We start from the raw sequence: 19486 nt of genomic DNA on the forward strand, positions 1-19486 counted from the left end.
TTCCCGAAATCAGGGGCTCACCGGCCACCGCCGGTGGGCCCTTTTGATTATCCGTGCGGGCGGATCAGATATTTCTCGCCCGTCCGCTTGGCATTATAGGCCTGCGCTGTTTCGACATCGAGCGCCTCGGTCAGCGAGATTTCGTGGCTGTAGTGGCTCTTGAAGGTCGTCGTCAGCTCGTCGACGACGCGCTGGCGCATCCGCCCCACGACCTCGGCGCCCGCCTTCGCCAGGAACGGCGTCAGCAAAAAGCCGCCGAGCGCCCAGGTCAGGCCGAAACTGCGCGCCGAAAAAGTCGTCGGCGACAGGTCGAGCGCGCCATAGATATAGACCTGTTTGAACGTGTCGGAGCCATAGCGGCTGTATGTCGTCATGCGCCGCACCGCCGCCGCCTCCATCGCGGTCAAAATCTGTCCCGCCAGCTTGCCGCCGCCGGTCGCGTCGAAACCGATCGTCGCGCCCGTTTCGGCGATCGCGTCGATCAGCCGGTCCATGAAATCGTCGGCGCTGCTGTTCACGACATATTGCGCGCCGATGCCTTTCAGCAGCGCGACCTGCGCGTCGCTGCGCACGATATTGACCAGCGGGATGCCGTCCTTCGCGCAAATCTTGACAAGCATCTGGCCCAGGTTCGACGCCGCGGCGGTGTGGACGATCGCGCTGTGTCCCTCCATCCGCATCGTCTCGGTAAAGGCCAGGCTGGTGAGCGGGTTGACGAAGCAGGAGGCGCCGTCCCTGGGATCGGTGCCATCGGGCAGCGGCATCGCCATCTGCACCGGCAGGCAGCGATATTCGGCATACATCTCGCCGCCGAGCACCGCGACCGTCTTGCCGAGCAGCGCCTGCGCCTCCGCCGACGCGCCCGCCGCGACGACAATGCCGCAGCCCTCGTTGCCGATCGCCATCGCCTCGCCCACGCGCCCCGCCATCGCGCGCATCCCCGCGGGCGGGACATCGGCGGTCAGCACCGGCAGCCCACCCTGCTCCGAAGCACGCGCCGTGCTCATGTCGGCGCCGCCGAACAGCAGGCCGAGGTCCGACGGGTTGATCGGCGCCGCGAGCAGCTTCACCACCACCTCATGCGGTTTCGGTTCGGGCATCGGCCGCCGCTCGAGCGAGACTTCGAGCTGCCCCTCGGGCTTCACGAGCGTCAGCATGGTCAGATTGGTTTGGGGCAGGTCGGTCATCGCGCATCTCCCGTCGCATTTCAGTTTCTGGATGCAACGGGAATAGGATGATGCGGCAGGGCTGGCAATCGTTCGCGCAATAAATTGTACGCCACAAGCATTCCCCCGAGGGGGCCTTCGCACCTTGTCGAGCAATATCTGTACCCCGGCGAAAGCCGGGGCCCAGGGCGTTGTAGAGCAGCGCTTGGCTTCTCGACGCCCTGGACCCCGGCTTTCGCCGGGGTACCGCGCGCACTTATCGCATTGGGATAAGCGCCAGGGGGCTCATTTCCACCGAACAACCCCGCTACCCCGTCCCGTAAAAACGCGCGAGGCGGTCGAGCGCCAGCCCCAGCACCAGCTTGCCCGACCGCGCGGGCCAGCCGAGCGCCTTTTCGGCGCCGCCGATCCCCTCGCCCGCGCAGATCACGCGCCAGCAGATGTCGGCCAGCCCCGGCCCCGCCGCGTCGAGCGCGCCGTGAAAGCGCCGGTGCGCGTCAATCCGCGCCAGCGACGCTTCGGCCGCGCGCGCGCCGCCGCGGCGCTTGCCCGGCGGCGCCGCGTCCCAGCGCATCGTCACCCGCGCCGCCAGCCCCGCGCGCTCATAATCGGCGCGCAGCCGCTCGCCCGCCAGCAATTGCGCCGGGGTCAGCAGCCCGCGCGAGGCCAGCCAGGCGATCGGGCTTTCGGCGACATTGACGGTCACATGCCGCATCACCTGCGGCCCCGCCTTGCCGGGATCGATCCGATCGTCGGGATGGATACGCGACTCGAGGCGGCGTGCAGTCATATCGGTCTCCTTCTGAAGGAGACGGGCTTGACATTGGATGATTATGTAGGAAAGAAAAAACCGATTTGGTTATCGAAAGGACGCCGCCGTGATCAACAGCATCCGAACCGTCCGCCGCGCCAAGGGGTTGACGCTCGAGGAGGTTGCGCGGCGCTGCGATCCGCCGACGACCGCGCAGACGATCGGACGCCTCGAAACCGGGACGCGCACGCTGTCGCTCGGCTGGATGAACCGCATTGCCGCGGCGCTCGGCGTCGACGCCGCCGAACTCGTGCGGTTGCCGCAGGACGCGCAGCTGACGATCACCGCGCTGCTCGGCGCCGACGGCGCGCACGCGCCGACGCGCACCGAACAGGCGCTCGCCGCGCGGCCGGGCGAGGATATGGTCGCGGTGCGCGTCACCTCGTCGATCGGTGACTATCGCGCGGGCGACGAAATCTGGTGCCGCCGGATAGAGGGTGACTGGGCGCAGGCGCTCAACCGCGACCTGCTCGTCCCGCGCCCGGCCGGCCGCTTCTTCTTCGCGCGCCTGCTCAACGTCGACGGCGAAAAGCTCCACCTGCTCCCGCTCGGCACCGGGCAGCGGCAACAGGTCGTGAGCAATCCGCCCTGGGCCGCGGTCGCGATGCGTTTGATGCGCAGTCTGTGATCGCCAGCCCCGTCATTGCGAGCGGATGAGAGGACAGGCATGACCGCCCCGCTGCGCATCCTCTCGATCGCCACCCTCTTTCCCGACGTCGCGCGCCCGAACTTCGGCCTGTTCGTCGAAAAAAGCCTGCGCGCGCTCGCCGCGCAGCCGGGCGTCGAACTCACCGTCGTCGCGCCGGTCGGCCTGCCGCCTTTCCCGCTTTCGCTGCACCCGCGCTACCGCGCGCTGCGCAGCCTGCCCCGCGCCGAAATATGGCACGGCCTCACCGTCCGCCGCCCACGCTTCACGCTCATTCCGCGCTATGGCGCGCGCTTCAATCCCGCGGCGATCGCACGCGCCGTGCTCGGCGCGGCCCGGGACCGGACGTTCGACGTCGTCGACGCGCAATTCTTCTACCCCGACGGCCCCGCCGCGATGCGCGTCGCGGATGCACTCGGCCTGCCTTTTTCCGTCAAGGCGCGCGGCGCCGACATCAGCCATTTCGGCCATGCCCCGGCGTCGCGCGCGCAGTTGCTCGCCGCCGCCGCGAAAGCCGCGGGCCTGCTCGCCGTCTCCGAAGCAATGCGCCGCGACATGGCCGCGATCGGCATCGACCCGGCAAAGGTCGCGGTCCATTATACGGGCATCGACACCGCGCGCTTCCATCCCGGCGACCGCGCCGCGGCGCGCGCGGCGCTCGGCTTCGACGACGCGCCCGCGATCCTCTCGGTCGGCGCGCTGATCGAACGCAAGGGGCAGGCGCTCGTCATAGCGGCGCTGCCCGCGCTGCCCGGCGTGGATTATTGGCTCGCTGGTGCGGGCGAAGCGGAAACCCGCTACCGCGCGCTCGCGCGAAGGCTTGGCGTCGAGGCGCGCGTGCATTTCATGGGGCCGGTCGCCCATGCCGACCTGCCGTTATTCTATCGCGCCGCCGACGTCGTCGTCATGCCCTCGGCCAGCGAGGGCCTGGCCAATGCGTGGGTCGAGGCGCTCGCCTGCGGCACGCCGATCGTCATCAGCGACGCGGGCGGCGCCGCCGAACTCGTGCGCCTGCCCGCCGCCGGCCGCATCGTGCCGCGCACGCCGGGCGCGATCGCCGAAGCGGTGCAGGACATCCTCGCCGCCCCACCCTCACCGGCCGACGTGGCCGCGAGCCTCGACGGCCGCTTCGACTGGAACCGCAACGGCCGCGAGCTGGCGGACCATCTGCGGCGCTGCGCGGGGTTTTGAGGTGTGCAGATAATTGGAATGTCGGTTTTCGGCCGGTAGCGGCCATTCTCTCCCCTCCCGCTTGCGGGAGGGGTCGGGGGTGGGCAGCTGCGTGGCAATGGCCCACCCCGCTGCGACTAACGAACAAAGTTCGTAAGTCTCGCTGCCCCTCCCGCTTGCGGGAGGGGAAGCCAGCGCAACCCCTCAATGTCTGCTCCCCACCCCGAAGCGGAAGCCCGCTGGCGCCGTCAAACCACCGCGCCGTCGTCGTTCTTGCTCGACACCCGCTCGGCGCCTTCGGTCGCCGCCGTCGTGCGCGGCACGAAACTGTGGGGACCGACCTTCAGCCACACCAGGATCGGCGCCGACATATAGACCGACGAATAAGTGCCGACGAAAATGCCGAGCAGCATCGCGGCGGTAAAACCAAAGATCACGTCCGGCCCGACCCACAGCAGCACCGCAAGCGCGATCAGCATGGTAAAGCTCGTCATCACCGTGCGCGCCAGCGTCTCGTTGATGCTGAGGTCGAGCAGCGGGATGATCTCCATCTTGCGGTATTTCTTCAGATTCTCGCGAATCCGGTCGAACACGACGATCGTGTCGTTGAGCGAATAGCCGATGATGGTGAGCAGCGCGGCGACGATATTGAGGTCGAACTGCATCTGCGTCAGCGCAAAGAAGCCAAAGGTCAGCGTGACGTCGTGGAACAGCGCGAACAGCGCGCCGACGCCGAACTGCCATTCAAAGCGGATCCAGATATAGATGGAGATCGCGATCATCGCGAGGATCAGACTGAGCGCCCCGGTGCGCAGCAGTTCCTCCGACACCTTGCCCGACACGGTTTCGACCGATCCGGTCTTCGCGGTGGGGAACGCCTTGGCAATGCCCGCGACCAGTTGTTGCCCGGCGCGCTCGGCGGCCGCCTTGTCGCCTTCGGGCAGCGCGGTGCGGATCGACACCGCCTTGTCCGATCCGAACTGCTGGATCGTCGCTTCGCCAAGGCCGATGGCGCCCACCTTTTCGCGGATTTCGTCGATCGGCGGCATCGCCCCGGTGAACTCGACGCGCACCGACTGGCCGCCGACAAAGTCGACGCCAAGGTTGAGCCCGCGCACCGCGACGAGCGCGATCGACGCGACGATCATCAGCAAACTGATCGCCATCGCGACGTTGCGCCATTTCAGGAACTGGATGTTGGTGTCGTCGGGGACGAGTTTCAGGAGACGCATGACCGGTCCCTCCTCAAATGGTCAGCGACGCGGGGCGCGTCTTGTGCAGCCAGCGCGCCGCGAACAGCCGGGTCACGGTGACGGCGGTGAACACGCTGGTGATGATGCCGATCGTCAGCACCACGGCAAAGCCCTTGATCGGGCCGGAGCCGAACCAGAACATCAGCCCCGCCGCGATGACATTGGTGATATTGGCATCGAAGATCGCGCGGCTCGCTTCCGAATAGCCAAGCTCGACCGCCTGGAACACGCGCCGCCCGCGTTTCAGCTCTTCGCGGATACGCTCGTTGATGAGCACATTCGCATCGACCGCGGCGCCGATCGTGAGCACGAAGCCCGCGATGCCCGGCAGTGTCAGCGTCGCATTGAACGCCGCCATGATCGCGATGATCAACCCGATGTTAAAGACCAGCGCGACATTCGCATAAATGCCGAAACGGCCATAGACGATGATCATGAACACCAGCACCGCAACGGTCGCGATGATGCCCGCGATCGCGCCCTTGCGGATCGAATCGGCGCCAAGTTCGGGGGTGACCGTGCGTTCCTCGACCACCGTCATTTTCACCGGCAGAGCGCCCGACCGCAGCGAGATCGCCAGATTGTTCGCGCTCGCGACGCTGAAACTGCCCGAAATCTGGGCGCTGCCGCCCAGTATCGGCTCGTTGATCGACGGCGCCGACAGCACCTTGCCGTCGAGCACCATCGCGAACCGCTTGCCGACATTCTGCGCGGTCACCTTGGCAAAGGTGCTCGACCCCGCCGAATCGAAACGGATCGACACCACCGGCTCGTTCGTCTGCGGGTCATAGCTTTGCTGCGCATTGATGAGCTGTTCGCCGCTGATCATCACCTGGCGGCGCAGCACCTCGAACGCCGCGCCATTGCCCTCCCCCTCGGCATAGGGGACGATCTCGCTGCCCACCGGCACGCGGCCCGCGGCGGCTTCATTGGGATCGGCGTTGGCGTCGACCATGCGAAACTCGAGCCGCGCGGTCTTGCCGATCAGTTCCTTGAGCGCTGCCGGATCCTGAAGCCCCGGAACCTGCACGACGATGCGGTCGGCGCCTTCGCGGATGATCGTCGGCTCGCGCGTGCCGAGCGCGTTGACGCGCTTGTCGATGATGTCGCGCGCGGTGTCCATTGCATTCGCCACCGCCTGCGTCTGCCCGGCGCTGGTCGGCGTCATCACGATCCGCGTCGAATCGACGACGTCGATATTCCAGTCGCGCTGGCCGGTCAGCCCGGCGCCCTGAGTCTCGCTGAACAGCCGCTCGCGCGCTTCGTCCAGCTTCGCGGCATCGCGGACAAGGAAGCTGATGCGGCCGCCCGTCGTCGACAATTCACCGATCGCAATATCGTCGTCGGGTCCGCTCTGCCCGCGCATCGCCGTGCGCACCGTCTTTTCCATATTGGTGAGCTGCGTCTTCCTGAGGTCGTTGATGTCGGCCTCGAGCAGCAAATGGCTGCCGCCGGCCAGGTCGAGCCCCAGATTGACCTTGGCCTGCGCAAAGCCGGGCAGGCTTTCAAACGCCTTGGGCGGCAAAAAGCTGGGAATGGCAAAAAGGACGCCGAGCAGCAGGATGATGCTGATGCCGATGGTTTTCCAGCGCGGGAAATCGAGCATGTCTGTGATCCGATTGCAAAAATGGGGGCCGCGGACACCCGCCCGCCCCGTCGCGTCAGTCGTTCGCGGGCTTGCCGCCGGGCTGCAGCACGTCGGCCAGCGTCGCCTTGACGACCTTGATCTTGACGCCCTGCGCGATTTCGACGTCGGCATAATCGTCGTCGACGCGCGTGACCTTGCCGACGATGCCGCCGCCGGTGACGACCTGGTCGCGCGGCTTGACCGCCGCGATCTTGGCGCGATGCTCCTTCGCGCGCACCTGTTGCGGGCGGATCAGAAAGAACCAGAAGACCGCGAAGATCAGGATATAGGGCACCAGCATCAGGAAACCGGCCGCCCCGCCGCCCGATCCGGCCGCCTGGGTCAGAAGCAATTGCATCGACATGGATGAAAGACTTTCGTTCGAAAGCGTCGCGCGGCCCACCGGGACCGGCACGCAAGGATGGCGCGGCGCCTATCACACGAGGGGCCGCGCGCGCAACCGGTCGCGCGCGCCGTGCCCCCGGCGGCAGGCGTCGGCAGAAAATGGGAAGCAGGCGGCGAGGATCAAGGGCGCCGCGCCGAATACGCCGCGGGCGACGTCCGCGCCCCTCCCCGGAACGCCGCTCAGGATGGCCTTGCATCGCCTGCCAAGGCGCGCTAGGGGCCTCGCCTGCCCAATCGGGCCGGTCGGGACGTAGCGCAGCCTGGTAGCGCATCACACTGGGGGTGTGGGGGTCGGAGGTTCGAATCCTCTCGTCCCGACCAATTTACCGGAAAATCCATCCATGGCCCGTCGGCGTGCAGATCGGCCGCGGTCGCCGACCGGCTGGTGGATTGCCGGCTCCGGGGTGGGGAGTGGACCTTGCCCTTATCCGTCATCCCGGCGAAGGCCGGGATCTCGCCGGTGCGGCAAACCGAAAGGGTGAGATCCCGGCCTTCGCCGGGATGACGATGGAATAAAGGTCCGCAAACGGCCGAAACGCGGCATTGCCCTCAAGCGGCCACCCAACAGTGCCTAGGGCCGCAGCACGACCTTGCCCACCGCCTCGCGCCGCTCCAGCATCGCGAACGCCTTGCGCCAGTCGGCGAGGTCGAGCGCCGCATGGACATGCGGCCGGATCCTGCCTTCGGCCGCGAGCGCATCGATTGCCGCAACATTTTCCGCTCCGCGTTCGGGAAAGCGGCGCCCATATTCGCCCGCGCGTACGCCGACGACCGAAAATCCCTTGATCAGCGGCCTGTTGACAGACAGTTCGGGGATGCGCCCCGACGCAAAGCCGACGACGAGCAGCCGCCCGCCAAAGGCGATGCAGCGCGTCGATTCGTCGAATATATCGCCGCCGACGGGATCGACGATGACATCGGCGCCCTGCCCGCCGGTCAGCGCCTTCACGGTATCGCGAAAGCCCGCCGCGCCATCGATCACGGCTTCGGGCGCATAGAGCCGTTCCAGCGCCGCGCGTTTATCCGCGCTGCTCGCCACGGCGATCACCCGCGCGCCAAGCGCCATCGCCAGATCGACCGTCGCCAGCCCGACGCCGCCCGCCGCGCCATGGACCAGCACCCATTCGCCCGGCGCGACGCGCGCGCACCGTACGAGCGCAACATAGGCGGTGAGATAGGCGACCGGATAGGCCGCCGCGGCCTCCCAGCCCAGCGCCGCGGGCTTGGGCCGCAGCGATGCCGCGGGCACGACCGTATAGTCCGCCATCGCGCCGAACCGATTGCCCCCCACCACCGCATCGCCGACCGACCAGCTTTCGACCCCCTCGCCCACCGCGTCGACCTCGCCCGAAAACTCAAGTCCGGGCACGAACGGCAGGTCGGGTTTGAGCTGATAGGCGCCGCGCGTCATCAACAGGTCGGGAAAGTTCACCGCCGCCGCGCGCACGCGCACGCGCACCTCGCCCGGCCCCGCGTCGGGGACGGGCAGGTCGACAAATCCCGCGCCCGCATGATCGGGCCGCAATTCGCGCACCTGCAACGCCCGCATGGCGAAAATCCTTTCCTACATTGTTCCTATATGGTTCGTTGATTGCCTCAACATAACCAGAAGGAGCGAATCATGGCTTTGTCCCTATCACCGGCCTCAGACGTCGACATGCTGATCGACGCCGTCATCGACCGCGAAGGCCGATATGTAAACCACCCCGCCGACCGCGGCGGCGCGACCTGTTGGGGCATCACCGAAGCGGTCGCGCGCGCCGAGGGCTATGCGGGCGCGATGCGAACGTTGCCGCGCGACACCGCCGCCGCCATCTATCGCCGCCTCTATTGGCTGCGCCCCGGCTTCGACAAAGTCGCACTCCGCGCCCCCGCGATCGCCGCCGAACTGTTCGACACCGGCGTCAACATGGGCACCGGCACCGCGGCGGGCTTTCTCCAGCGCGCGCTCAACGCGCTCAACCGCGCCGCGCGCGACTATCCCGACATCGCGGTCGACCGCGCGATCGGCCCGCGCACCCTCGCCGCGCTCGACGGTTTTCTCAAGACGCGCGGCAAGGGCGGCGAGACCGTCCTCCTGCGCGCGATGGAGGCGCTGCAGGGCGAACGCTACATCGCGCTCGCCGAACGCCGCCCCAGCCAGGAGGCCTTTCTCTACGGCTGGCTCGCCAACCGCGTGGGCGACGCAAACCCCTGATTTCCAACGCCTCCAGGTGACAAGTTTGACAAGTTAAGGATGGAAGGAACGCGCATATGAGCATTATCGAAGGCCTGATCGGCCCCATCGCCAGGCTGATCGACAAGATCATTCCCGACCCCGAAGCGCGCGACCGCGCCAAGCTCGAACTGCTGAAACTCGAAGGCAGCCAGGAAATGGAGGCGATCCGCACGCGGATGACCGCAATCGTCGCCGAAGCGAACAGCGCCGACCCCTGGACCAGCCGCGCGCGGCCGAGCTTCCTCTATGTCATGTATGCGCTCTTGCTCTGGGCCATCCCGATGGGCCTGATCGCCGCCGCGCGCCCCGAAATGGCCAAAAGCATCGCCGAGGGCATGAACGCCTATCTCGCCGGCATCCCCGAACCGCTCTATGCGCTCTTCGGCACCGGCTATCTGGGGTACACGGCGGCGCGCGCGTGGGGGAAGGCGAAGGGGGTGGAGAGTTGAGTTAAACCGTCGCCCCCGCGCAGGCGCGGAGAAGAAGATATTCGCGCAGAGACCGCAGAGCGCGCAGAGAAAAGAAAGGGCGGCAAAAGCCGCCCATCTCTCTCTTCCTCCGCGCCTCCGCGTGAACAAATCCTCGGCGACCTCTGCGACCTCTGCGCGAATCCAAACAGGAACCTGCGCTATCCCGCCACCACCCTCGCCAAATTCGCCAGCGACGAGTTCAGCCCCGCCACATGATCCTTCGCCGAAATCCCCGGCGGCACATGGTGCGCGTCGACCGTGACCAGCGTGCCGCCGCCCTGCCGCGACAGATACCAGTGCATCGCCATCGTCCCCGAAAAGCGCGGGTCGTCGGATTCGAACGCGACCTCCCACACGATCAACCGCCCGTCGTCGAGCACCGGAATATGCACCGCGACGACGTCGCCGTCCTCGTCGCTCTTTGTCTCGACCTCGGCATCGTCGAAGGTCAGCCGCATCCGAAAGCCGCCCCCGGCCCGCAGGTCGACATGCTCGAACGCACCGGTCGCCCCTTCGGGCGGCAACCAGCGCGCCAGCGTGTCGGCGCTGGTGAAGGCCGCAAACACATCGACCAGCGGCGCCGCGATCAGCCGCTCGGCATGATCGGTGCGCCGCGTCTTTTTCGTGGGCTTCAAGCGAGCGCGGCCTTCACCGCCGCCACCGCATCATTCGCCGCGCCGCCGTTCGGGCCGCCGCCCTGCGCCATGTCGGGCCGCCCGCCGCCGCCCTGCCCGCCCAGCGCCGCGACCGCGGCCTTGACCAGATCGACCGCGCTGTGGCTGCCCGCCTTGTCGTCGGTCACCCCGACCGCGACCGAGGCGCGCCCGTCGTTGACCGCGACCAGCATCGCAACGCCGCTGCCGACCTGTTTCTTCAGCCCGTCGACCGTGCCGCGCAATTCCTTGGGGTCGAGTCCGTCGACAATCTGCGCGAGGAAGGCGACATCGCCGACCTGCTCGACCGCCGGACCCGCCGCCGCGCCGCCGCCCATCGCCAGCGCCTTTTTCGCATCGGCGAGCTCGCGCTCGGCCTTCTTGAGCTGCTCGGCCAGCTGCGCGACGCGCGCCGGCACCTCGTCGGGCGATGCCTTGAGCGCCGCCGCCGCCGCCTTCAGCGCCTCGTCGCGGCCGTTCAGCCATTGCCGCGCCGCTTCGCCGGTCAGCGCCTCGATGCGCCGCACGCCCGACGACACCGCGCTTTCGCTGACGATCTTGAACAGGGCGATGTCGCCCAGCGCCCGCACATGCGTGCCGCCGCACAGTTCGACCGAATAGCTTTTGTCGTCGGCCGTCCCCATGCTGAGCACACGCACCTCGTCGCCATATTTCTCGCCGAACAGCGCGAGCGCGCCCGCCGCGACGGCGTCGTCGGGGGTCATCAGCCGCGTCGTCACCGGCTCGTTGCCGCGGATCTGCGCGTTCACCTCCGCCTCGATGTCCGCGATCTCCTGGGCCGTCAGCGCCTTGGGGTGCGAAAAGTCGAAGCGGAAACGGTCGGCGGCGACCAGGCTGCCCTTCTGCGTCACATGCCCGCCGAGCCGGTTGCGGAGCGCCGCGTGCAGCAGGTGCGTCGCGCTGTGATTAGCGCGGATGCGGTCGCGGCGCTCGGCGTCGACGGTCAGCTGCACCGTGTCACCGACCTTCAGCGTCCCCGCCTCCAGCTTGGCCTGATGCGTGTGCAGGCGGCCGAGCGGCTTGCCGGTGTCGCTCACCGACGCCTTCGCGCCTTCCAGCGTCGCGATCGTCCCCGCGTCGCCCATCTGTCCGCCGCTTTCGCCATAAAAGGGCGTCTGGTTGGTGAGCACCACGACTTCGTCGCCCGCGCTGGCTTCGTTCACCGGCGCGCCGTCCTTGATGAGCGCGATCACCGTCGCCTCGCCCGTTGTCGAGGTATAGCCGGTGAATTCGGTGCTGCCGTTCGCCTCGGCGAGGTCGAACCAGATATCGTCCGACGCCTTTTCGCCGCTGCCCTTCCACGCCGCGCGCGCCGCCGCCTTCTGCTGCGCCATCGCCGCGTCGAAACCCGCGCGGTCGACCGAAATATCCTGCGCGCGGAGCGCATCTTCGGTCAGATCATAAGGGAAGCCATAGGTGTCATAGAGCCTGAACGCGACCTCGCCCGCCAGCATGTCGCCCTTGCCCATGCCCGCGGTCGCCTCGTCGAGCAGCTTCAGCCCCTTGTCGAGCGTCTGCCGGAACTTGACCTCCTCGCGCTCCAGCGTCTCCGAAATCAGCGGCTGCGCGCGGATCAGCTCGGGGTAGGCGGCGCCCATTTCGGCTGTCAGCGAGGGCAGCAGCCGGTGCATCAGCGGGTCTTTGGCGCCGAGCAGGTGCGCGTGACGCATCGCGCGGCGCATGATCCGGCGCAGCACATAACCGCGGCCCTCGTTCGACGGCAGCACGCCGTCGGCGACGAGGAAGCTCGACGCGCGCAGGTGATCGGCGATGACGCGGTGGCTCGCCTTGTGCGCCTCGTCGGCCGGAACCCCGGTCAGCTCGACCGACGCCTCGATCAGCGCCTTGAAGGTGTCGGTGTCATAATTGTCATGGACACCCTGAAGCACCGCGGCGATGCGCTCCAGCCCCATGCCGGTGTCGATGCTCGGCCGCGGCAGGTCCACGCGCTCGCCGCCCGGCATCTGCTCATATTGCATGAACACCAGGTTCCAGATTTCGACGAAGCGGTCGCCATCCTCCTCCGGCGATCCAGGCGGGCCGCCCCGGATATGATCGCCATGGTCATAGAAGATTTCGCTGCACGGGCCGCACGGCCCGGTATCGCCCATCGACCAGAAATTGTCGCTCGTCGGAATGCGGATGATGCGCTCGTCGGGCAGGCCGGCGATCTTCTTCCACAGGTCGAACGCCTCGTCATCGGTGTGATAGACGGTCGCGGTCAGCTTCTCGGGCGCCAGCCCCCAGGTCCTGGTGATCAGCGTCCACGCATGGTCGATCGCCTGCTCCTTGAAATAGTCGCCAAAGGAAAAATTGCCCAGCATTTCAAAGAAAGTGTGGTGGCGCGCCGTATAGCCGACATTGTCGAGATCATTGTGTTTGCCGCCCGCGCGCACGCATTTCTGCGACGAGGCGGCGGTGCTGTAGGGGCGCTTTTCCAGCCCCGTGAAGACATTCTTGAACGGCACCATGCCTGCGTTGACGAACATCAGCGTCGGGTCGTTATACGGCACCAGCGGCGCCGACGGTTCGATATGGTGCCCCGTGCCCCCGAAATAGTCGAGGAACGAGCGGCGAATGTCGTTGGTCGATGTCATGCGCGCGAATTAGGCATTTTGCGGCGGTGCGACAAGCCGCTTCGTCGCGATGACGCCGATCGGCAGCGCCGGTCAGAAGGCCGTCGCGATTCCCTTGCCCAGATAGCAGGGCAGCTGGCGCAGCACATCGGCCTTGGGCACGCCGTCTTCCATGAATTGCGGCGGCACTTCGGTCGTGTCGGTCCGGACAATGGTGAAGGACGCGTCCGGTCCGGCGCGATGGACGGCAACATAGCCGCAATCCATGGTGCCATCCGTCCGGTCGCCGCGGAAGTCAAACGCCGCATAGAGGCCCGGTGGTTGGCCCGCCGGGTCCGCGTACCAGCTCAGCCGCAACACGCGCAGCGTCCCGTCGGCCCACAGCACCGGGCGCTTGCGAATATTCATCTCCCATTCGAGCCGCGGACTCGACGCCTGAAACGACAGGCGCAGCATGGCATAGGCCGCGTCGAAGTCGCGCCGGGCCAGCGCCATCGTATAGGCGGCGAAACGGTCCATCGCAGCAGTTTCATCCGCTGGTGTCGGCTCGAACATCCGTCCCGCTGCCACGTTGACCTCGCGCTCGAGGTCGGGGCCGAGGAGCGGCGTTTGCGCCGTGGCCGTGCAGGCCAGAAATGCCGATACCGCGAGCGCCAGCCCACGCCCCTCAATAGCCATAATAAGCGCCGCCCTTCTCTCGCGCGCGCTGCCACGCGGGACGCGCGTGGCAGGCGTTCACAAAGGCCGCGAGCCTGGGATAGCGCGGCGCCATGCCCTGCATGACGGCGATCTCCGCCGGAAAGCTCAGCATGATGTCGGCCGCCGACAGGCTGTTGCCGATGAAATGGCCGCCGTCGCCGATGCGGCTTTCCATATAGGAGAAATGCGAATCGAGCTGCTGACTGATCCGCGGTTCGAGCGGCGCCGCCGCTTCGCCGAGCCGCGCCGTATAAATGCGCAGCAGGATCGGCGTCATCGCCGAACCCTCGGCGAAATGGAGCCATTCGAGATGGCGGACATGATCGTCGGTGCCGCGTTCGGGGACGAGATGCCCGCCGCCGTGTCGCTCGCACAGATATTCGGTGATCGCGCCCGATTCGATAACCACACGGCCGTCATCCTCGATCACCGGCGACTTTCCGAGCGGATGAACCGCGACGAGTTCGGGCGGCGCGAGGTTGGTCACCGGATCGCGGTCGTAAAATCGGATCTCGTACCGCGCGCCGATTTCCTCGAGCAGCCACAGGATGCGCTGCGAGCGGCTGTTGTTCAGATGGTGGACGATCAGCGTCATGATCTTCTCCTCAAAGAATCAGGTCTGGCAGCGGCCGTTGCGGTCGATCAGCGCCGCGACTTCGCGCACCAGCTTGGCGCCGAGGATCGCGGTGACGCCGCCGACGTCGCGGCCGGGGTGATGCTCGACGATGTCGGCGCCGACGATCGGCGCGGTCTGCTTGTGCAGCACCGCCAGCACTTCGCGCGCGGTCAGCCCGCCGGGCTCGGGGTGCGCGACGCCCGGCGCCTCGGACGGATCGATCCCGTCGAGGTCGATCGAGATATAGAGCGGGCCTTCGAGGACGGGGACGCGATCGGGGCTGAAATCGGCCATCGGAATGACCTCGACCCCGAAGCGCGTCGCCTGCTCGCGGCAATGGCGGGTGAGCGTGCGGATGCCGACCTGCACGAGCCGCGCCGCATGACCCGCCTCGCAGATGCGCGCAAAAGGCGAGGCATGGCTGCGCGGGTTGCCGCCGAAATCGGCGTAGAGGTCGGGGTGCGCGTCGATGTGCAGGATGTTGAGCGGCCCGAAACAGGTCGCGGCGGCCTCGACGAGCGGAAAGGTCACCGCATGATCGCCGCCGAGCGCCAGCGGCACCTCGCCATCCTCGCACAGCATCGCGACATGGCGGCGGATCGCGGCGTCATCCTCAGCGGTGCGTTCGGTGAGCGGCAGGTCGCCATCGTCGGCGAAGGCGATGTCGGTGCCGATTTCACCACCAAGCTCGCTTGCCATATTGCCGCGGTCGCTCCACAGCGCCGCGCGGATCGCGGCCGGACCAGCCGCCGCGCCGCGCTCGAAGCTGCTGTTGATATCGGTCGGCAGGCCGAAGAGGCGGATCGCGGGCATGGACCATCTGTAGCCGTTGCCGACGGGCGCGCAAGACGCCGCCGCCGAGGATCGCGTCGGCGCCGAACGGGTTGCGTCATGCCGATGGCGGCAGACGACCGGTTGCGGACCTATCAATCATCGTCACCCTGAACTTGTTTCAGGGTCTATGGCCCAGTCGTTTCGTTCGGCGCTGCGTGGAATTAATGGGCAGGCCATGGATGCTGAAACGAGTTCAGCATGACGGAGTTATAGGGCTGCTCCCCACCCCAAAGCCGCCTTATCGTGCACACTCAACAAATAACGTACCAGACGACCGATCAACGGCAGGCGGGCCCACCCGCGGGGGAGAGGGGCATGCAGGTGTCCGCGGCTACAAGGAGGCCGCGAGGCCCGCCGCCGTTTGCCCACCGGGTCGCACAAACGCGCGAACCAGCGGGACGATCGTCAGATGTCGTCGCCCGCGTCGTCGTCGGGACCCGCCATCATTTCTTCGGCGACCGCGTCGGTGCGGCCGCGGATCGCGGCTTCGAGCCGTTCGCGAAGTTCGGGATTTTCGGTCAGGAAGTTTTTGGCGTTCTCGCGGCCCTGCCCGATGCGGATCGAGTCATAGCTGAACCAGGCACCCGATTTTTCGACCAGCCCGGCCTTGACGCCGATATCGAGAATCTCGCCGATCTTGGAAATGCCCTGCCCGTACATGATGTCGAACTCAACCTGCTTGAACGGCGGCGCGACCTTGTTCTTCACCACCTTGACGCGCGTGGTGTTGCCGACGATCTCGTCGCCATTCTTGATCTGGCCGGTGCGGCGGATGTCGAGGCGGACCGAGGCATAGAATTTGAGCGCATTGCCGCCGGTCGTGGTTTCGGGGTTGCCGTACATCACGCCGATCTTCATGCGCAGCTGGTTGATGAAGATCACCATGCAGCGCGAGCGGCTGATCGAGCCGGTGAGCTTGCGCAAGCTCTGCGACATCAGCCGCGCCTGCAGGCCGACGTGACTGTCGCCCATCTCGCCCTCGATCTCGGCGCGCGGCACAAGCGCGGCGACCGAGTCGACGACGAGCACGTCGATCGCGTTCGAGCGCACGAGCGTATCGACGATCTCAAGCGCCTGCTCGCCCGTGTCGGGTTGCGACACAATGAGTTCGTCAATGTCGACGCCCAGCTTGCGCGCATAGACGGGGTCGAGCGCATGTTCGGCATCGACGAACGCCGCCGTGCCGCCCATCTTCTGCGCTTCGGCGATGCAATGCAGGGCCAGCGTCGTCTTGCCCGAGCTTTCGGGGCCGTAGATTTCGATGACGCGGCCGCGCGGCAGGCCGCCGACGCCCAGCGCGATGTCGAGGCCGAGCGACCCGGTCGAAATCGCCTCGACCTGCATCGCTTCCTTCGACCCCAGCTTCATCACCGAGCCCTTGCCGAAGGCGCGGTCGATCTGCGCCAATGCGGCGTCGAGCGCCTTCTGCCTGTCCGTTCCGTTCACTGATTTCCCCGATTCGACGAGTGACAATTGTCCGGCCATTTGCCGTCCTTTCCTGCTCTAGAGCGACCGCGGACGCATCGCAACGCCGGACCCGTGTGCCACATTTGTTCTATGGGAACAAGAGGGGAACGATATATTTGCGCTACGCGCCGAACTCCCGCAGCGCCGCCTCGATATCGCCGATCCGGAACGGCTTGCTAATCAACCGGCGGCCCGCGTGTGCGGCCGGAATGACATCGCCGCCGCCTGAGGTGAAGGCGAAAGGTATTCCCATGGCGGCGAGCGCGTCGGCGACGGGCCAGCCCTTTTCTTCGCCGAGGTTGATGTCGACGAGCGCCCCCGCGAGCGGCTCGGACGCGATCAGCGCCAGCGCCTCGTCCTTGCCCGTCGCCTGCGCGGGTTCGGGCAGGCCGAGCGCGTCGAACATGTCGACCAGCATCATGCCGATCAGCACATCGTCCTCGACGATCAGGATGCGCGGATCAGCCATCCTGTCCCCCGCGATGCGCCGCCTCGTCGAGCGCTGCCGACGTCGCCTCGGCGAGCTGTGCGACCGAAAAGGGTTTGGGCAGGAAGGACACGTCGTCGATGTCGATCGACTGGCGCAGCTGTTCCTCGGCATAGCCCGACATGAACAGCACCGGCAGGCCGGGGCGCCTGGCGCGCATCGCGCGCACCATCGCGGGCCCATCCATCGTCGGCATCACGACATCGCTGATGACCAAATCGACCTTCTCCAACTCGTCAAAGCGTTCGAGTCCCTCCTCGCCCTGCGCGGCGGTGACGACGGTATAACCCGCGCGGGCCAGTGCGCGTTCCGCGACCGCGCGCACCATATCTTCATCCTCGACGAGCAGGATCGTCCCGCTGCCCCACTGGCTCTTCTTGGCCTTTGCGGTCGGCTGCGGCACTGCCGGAGCCTCGCCCGCGACGCGGTGAACCGGCAGGTAGATGGTGAAGCTGGTGCCCTCGCCCGGCTGGCTGTCGGCAAAGATGAAACCCGCCGACTGTTTGATGATGCCATAAACGGTCGACAATCCCAGCCCCGTTCCCTTGCCCACATCCTTGGTCGTGAAAAAGGGCTCGAAAATCTTGGGCAATATATCGGCGGGAATGCCCGTGCCCGTGTCGCTGACCTTGAGCGCGCAATAATCGGCGGGCGGCATGAACTCATTGCCCATCTGGCGCACATCGGCGGCCGACACCGGATAGGTCTCGATCGTCAGCGTCCCGCCGCCGGGCATCGCGTCGCGCGCGTTGTCGGCCAGGTTGATGATGACCTGTTCGAGCTGGCCGGGGTCGGCGCGCACCGCGCCAAGGCCGCGGCCATGGTGCACCGACAGTTGCACCGTCTCGCCGATCAGGCGCTTCAAGAGGTGCGACACTTCGGAAATCACGTCGGGCAGCTGCAAAATCTGCGGGCGCAACGTCTGTTGCCGCGAGAAAGCGAGCAATTGCCGCGTCAGGCTGGCCGCGCGATTGGCGTTACTGCGGATCTGTTGAATGTCGTCATAGTCGCTGTCTCCGGGTGTGTGGCGCATCAGCATCAGGTCGCACGCGCCGAGCACCGCGGTCAGGATATTGTTGAAATCATGCGCGACGCCGCCCGCGAGCTGACCCACGGCCTGCATCTTCGATGCCTGCGCGACCTGGCGCTTCAGCCGCGATTCCTCGCTCGAATCCTTGAGACTGAGCAGCACCGCCGCTTCGCCGAGGCCGCGCACGCCGACGATGCGCATCGACACAGGTTCACCGCTCTGCCCCGCGAGCCGGATCGACAGGTCGCCGCCCACCTGTTGCCCGCTGCTGTGGCGGCGGATCATGTCGGCGAGCGGCCCCTTGTCCTCGCCGACCACGATGTCGCCCGGATAGCGCGGTTTCTTGCCGTCGGGCAGGTTCGCCGCGCGGACGAACGCACGGTTCATGTACAGAAAGCGCCCGTCGCGATCGACCAGCGCCAGCCCGAAGGGCAGCAGCGACAGCAGCGTCTCGACATAGGTTTGCGCGGTGCCACGGTCGGCCGGTCCCATCTCTTCGTCGAGCATCGCGAGCAGCACGGGTGTCGTGCTGTCGGCGGGCGCCAGCGGGATCTGGATCAGCCGCACCGGCGTCGCGCGATCGCCCTCGCGCGCGAAATAGAGCGCGCCGCCATCATCGAGCCGCAGCATCGGCGCAACGTCGCGCCCGGCGAAATGGCGCGCGTCATCCTCGCCCAGCGCACGCAGCAGAAAGGCCTCGTTCGCCGCGCGCAGCCGCCCCTCATGGTTGACCAGCGCCGCCATCACCCCGGCATGACCCAGCGTGCGCCCCACCGGGCCGCCGAGATGTCGGGTGAGTTCGGCGACCAAATCGAAGCGCTCGACGGCCGCAAAGCGCCAGACGAGATAATCCTCGGCCTGCCCGGTGCGCGTCACCTGCGCGCGCAATTGCAGGGGGCCGATCGCGATATCGTCGGCGCGCCCTTCGCCGTCGCGCCACGCCGCGCGCCCGGCGTTCTTCAAAAGCTCGGCGCCGCGGCCGTCGAGCGGCAGGCCCGGCGGCGTGACAAAGCCGCCCATCCATGTCGCGAACAGGTCGTTGGCGCATACCATCCGCCCGGCGCGATCGGTGACGGCGATCGCGATATCGTCGTGATTGACCGCCTGACGCAATATCGTCCAGTCGGGCGCCGCCGCCTCGCCGCGCGTCGCCGCGGGGAACAGCCGGCGCGCCAGCACCACGCCGCCCGCCGCCACCGCCAGGCCCGCAGCAAAACCCGCGGCAAGGATCGCGCTGCCCGTCGCCCAGAACAGCAGCGCGGCCGACACGAGCGCCAGCCCGACGAGCAGCGCCAGATCGACGCGCGACAAGTCGGTGGGCGGCGCGATCGTCCCGG

Annotated in this window: 18 protein-coding genes and 1 tRNA gene; 5 read left to right on the forward strand and 14 right to left on the reverse strand. The window is 67.2% G+C overall.

Features of this window, described 5'->3' with window-relative positions; genetic code table 11:
- Nucleotides 1-47: 47 nt before the first annotated feature.
- Nucleotides 48-1187: a zinc-binding dehydrogenase gene (locus SPYCA_RS09200; protein ID WP_120219902.1), complete on the reverse strand. Its 1140-nt coding sequence runs from the start codon at nt 1185-1187 to the stop codon at nt 48-50.
- Nucleotides 1188-1473: 286 nt separating this feature from the next.
- Nucleotides 1474-1956, reverse strand: a complete 483-nt coding sequence (locus tag SPYCA_RS09205; RefSeq protein ID WP_443029475.1) for a DUF6456 domain-containing protein — start codon at nt 1954-1956, stop codon at nt 1474-1476.
- A gap of 88 nt (nt 1957-2044) precedes the next feature.
- Here SPYCA_RS09205 and SPYCA_RS09210 point away from each other — a divergent pair, with 88 nt between their 5' ends.
- The gene (locus SPYCA_RS09210; RefSeq protein WP_120219903.1) at nt 2045-2605 is read left to right on the forward strand and encodes a helix-turn-helix domain-containing protein; all 561 of its coding nucleotides are present in this window, start codon (nt 2045-2047) and stop codon (nt 2603-2605) included.
- A 39-nt stretch (nt 2606-2644) separates the two neighbouring features.
- Complete coding sequence (locus SPYCA_RS09215) at nt 2645-3814, forward strand: glycosyltransferase (RefSeq protein WP_120219904.1); 1170 nt, start codon at nt 2645-2647, stop codon at nt 3812-3814.
- 227 nt (nt 3815-4041) lie between these two features.
- On the opposite strand, the gene secF is transcribed toward SPYCA_RS09215, so the two are convergent.
- Genes secF through yajC form a run of 3 tightly spaced genes read right to left on the reverse strand, consistent with a single transcriptional unit; the run spans nt 4042 to nt 7037 of the window.
- Complete coding sequence (gene secF / locus SPYCA_RS09220) at nt 4042-5025, reverse strand: protein translocase subunit SecF (protein ID WP_120219905.1); 984 nt, start codon at nt 5023-5025, stop codon at nt 4042-4044.
- A gap of 13 nt (nt 5026-5038) precedes the next feature.
- Entirely contained in the window at nt 5039-6652 is a 1614-nt protein-coding gene (gene secD, locus SPYCA_RS09225; RefSeq protein ID WP_120219906.1) for a protein translocase subunit SecD, read from the reverse strand.
- A gap of 55 nt (nt 6653-6707) precedes the next feature.
- On the reverse strand, nt 6708-7037 hold the full coding sequence (gene yajC, locus SPYCA_RS09230; RefSeq protein WP_120219907.1) for a preprotein translocase subunit YajC: 330 nt from the start codon (nt 7035-7037) through the stop codon (nt 6708-6710).
- Nucleotides 7038-7322: 285 nt separating this feature from the next.
- On the opposite strand from yajC, the gene SPYCA_RS09240 reads away from it, so the two are divergent.
- Nucleotides 7323-7399 (forward strand) — tRNA-Pro (locus tag SPYCA_RS09240).
- 250 nt (nt 7400-7649) lie between these two features.
- Here SPYCA_RS09240 and SPYCA_RS09245 read toward each other — a convergent pair.
- Nucleotides 7650-8627, reverse strand: coding sequence for an NADPH:quinone oxidoreductase family protein (locus tag SPYCA_RS09245; protein WP_120219909.1), 978 nt, complete (start codon nt 8625-8627; stop codon nt 7650-7652).
- A gap of 72 nt (nt 8628-8699) precedes the next feature.
- On the opposite strand from SPYCA_RS09245, the gene SPYCA_RS09250 reads away from it, so the two are divergent.
- Both SPYCA_RS09250 and SPYCA_RS09255 read left to right on the forward strand, forming a co-directional pair.
- A complete protein-coding gene (locus SPYCA_RS09250; RefSeq protein WP_120219910.1) occupies nt 8700-9275 on the forward strand; it encodes a glycoside hydrolase family 108 protein in 576 nt (191 codons plus the stop codon).
- 56 nt (nt 9276-9331) lie between these two features.
- Complete coding sequence (locus SPYCA_RS09255) at nt 9332-9745, forward strand: holin family protein (RefSeq protein WP_120219911.1); 414 nt, start codon at nt 9332-9334, stop codon at nt 9743-9745.
- A gap of 179 nt (nt 9746-9924) precedes the next feature.
- Here the strand turns inward: SPYCA_RS09255 and SPYCA_RS09260 are convergent, their stop codons facing one another.
- The 8 genes from SPYCA_RS09260 to SPYCA_RS09295 all read right to left on the reverse strand — a co-directional run bounded on the left by SPYCA_RS09260 (nt 9925) and on the right by SPYCA_RS09295 (nt 19478).
- Nucleotides 9925-10401, reverse strand: a complete 477-nt coding sequence (locus SPYCA_RS09260; protein ID WP_120219912.1) for an SRPBCC family protein — start codon at nt 10399-10401, stop codon at nt 9925-9927.
- On the reverse strand, nt 10398-13037 hold the full coding sequence (gene alaS / locus SPYCA_RS09265) for an alanine--tRNA ligase (protein ID WP_120219913.1): 2640 nt from the start codon (nt 13035-13037) through the stop codon (nt 10398-10400). The genes SPYCA_RS09260 and alaS overlap by 4 nt, the downstream gene beginning before the upstream one ends.
- Nucleotides 13038-13109: 72 nt before the next feature.
- A complete protein-coding gene (locus tag SPYCA_RS09270; protein WP_120219914.1) occupies nt 13110-13694 on the reverse strand; it encodes a hypothetical protein in 585 nt (194 codons plus the stop codon).
- The gene (locus SPYCA_RS09275) at nt 13684-14310 is read right to left on the reverse strand and encodes a glutathione S-transferase family protein (protein ID WP_120219915.1); all 627 of its coding nucleotides are present in this window, start codon (nt 14308-14310) and stop codon (nt 13684-13686) included. The genes SPYCA_RS09270 and SPYCA_RS09275 overlap by 11 nt, the downstream gene beginning before the upstream one ends.
- Nucleotides 14311-14328: 18 nt before the next feature.
- Nucleotides 14329-15144 (reverse strand): agmatinase, encoded by an 816-nt coding sequence (gene speB / locus SPYCA_RS09280; RefSeq protein ID WP_120219916.1) that lies wholly within the window; start codon nt 15142-15144, stop codon nt 14329-14331.
- Between the two features lie 426 nt (nt 15145-15570).
- A complete protein-coding gene (gene recA, locus SPYCA_RS09285) occupies nt 15571-16650 on the reverse strand; it encodes a recombinase RecA (RefSeq protein ID WP_120219917.1) in 1080 nt (359 codons plus the stop codon).
- 103 nt (nt 16651-16753) lie between these two features.
- Nucleotides 16754-17101, reverse strand: coding sequence for a response regulator (locus SPYCA_RS09290; RefSeq protein ID WP_120219918.1), 348 nt, complete (start codon nt 17099-17101; stop codon nt 16754-16756).
- The gene (locus SPYCA_RS09295; RefSeq protein WP_120222242.1) at nt 17094-19478 is read right to left on the reverse strand and encodes a hybrid sensor histidine kinase/response regulator; all 2385 of its coding nucleotides are present in this window, start codon (nt 19476-19478) and stop codon (nt 17094-17096) included. The genes SPYCA_RS09290 and SPYCA_RS09295 overlap by 8 nt, the downstream gene beginning before the upstream one ends.
- Nucleotides 19479-19486: the final 8 nt, after the last annotated feature.

It is taken from the genome of Sphingopyxis sp. FD7 (genome assembly GCF_003609835.1).
Taxonomy (GTDB): Bacteria; Pseudomonadota; Alphaproteobacteria; order Sphingomonadales; family Sphingomonadaceae; genus Sphingopyxis.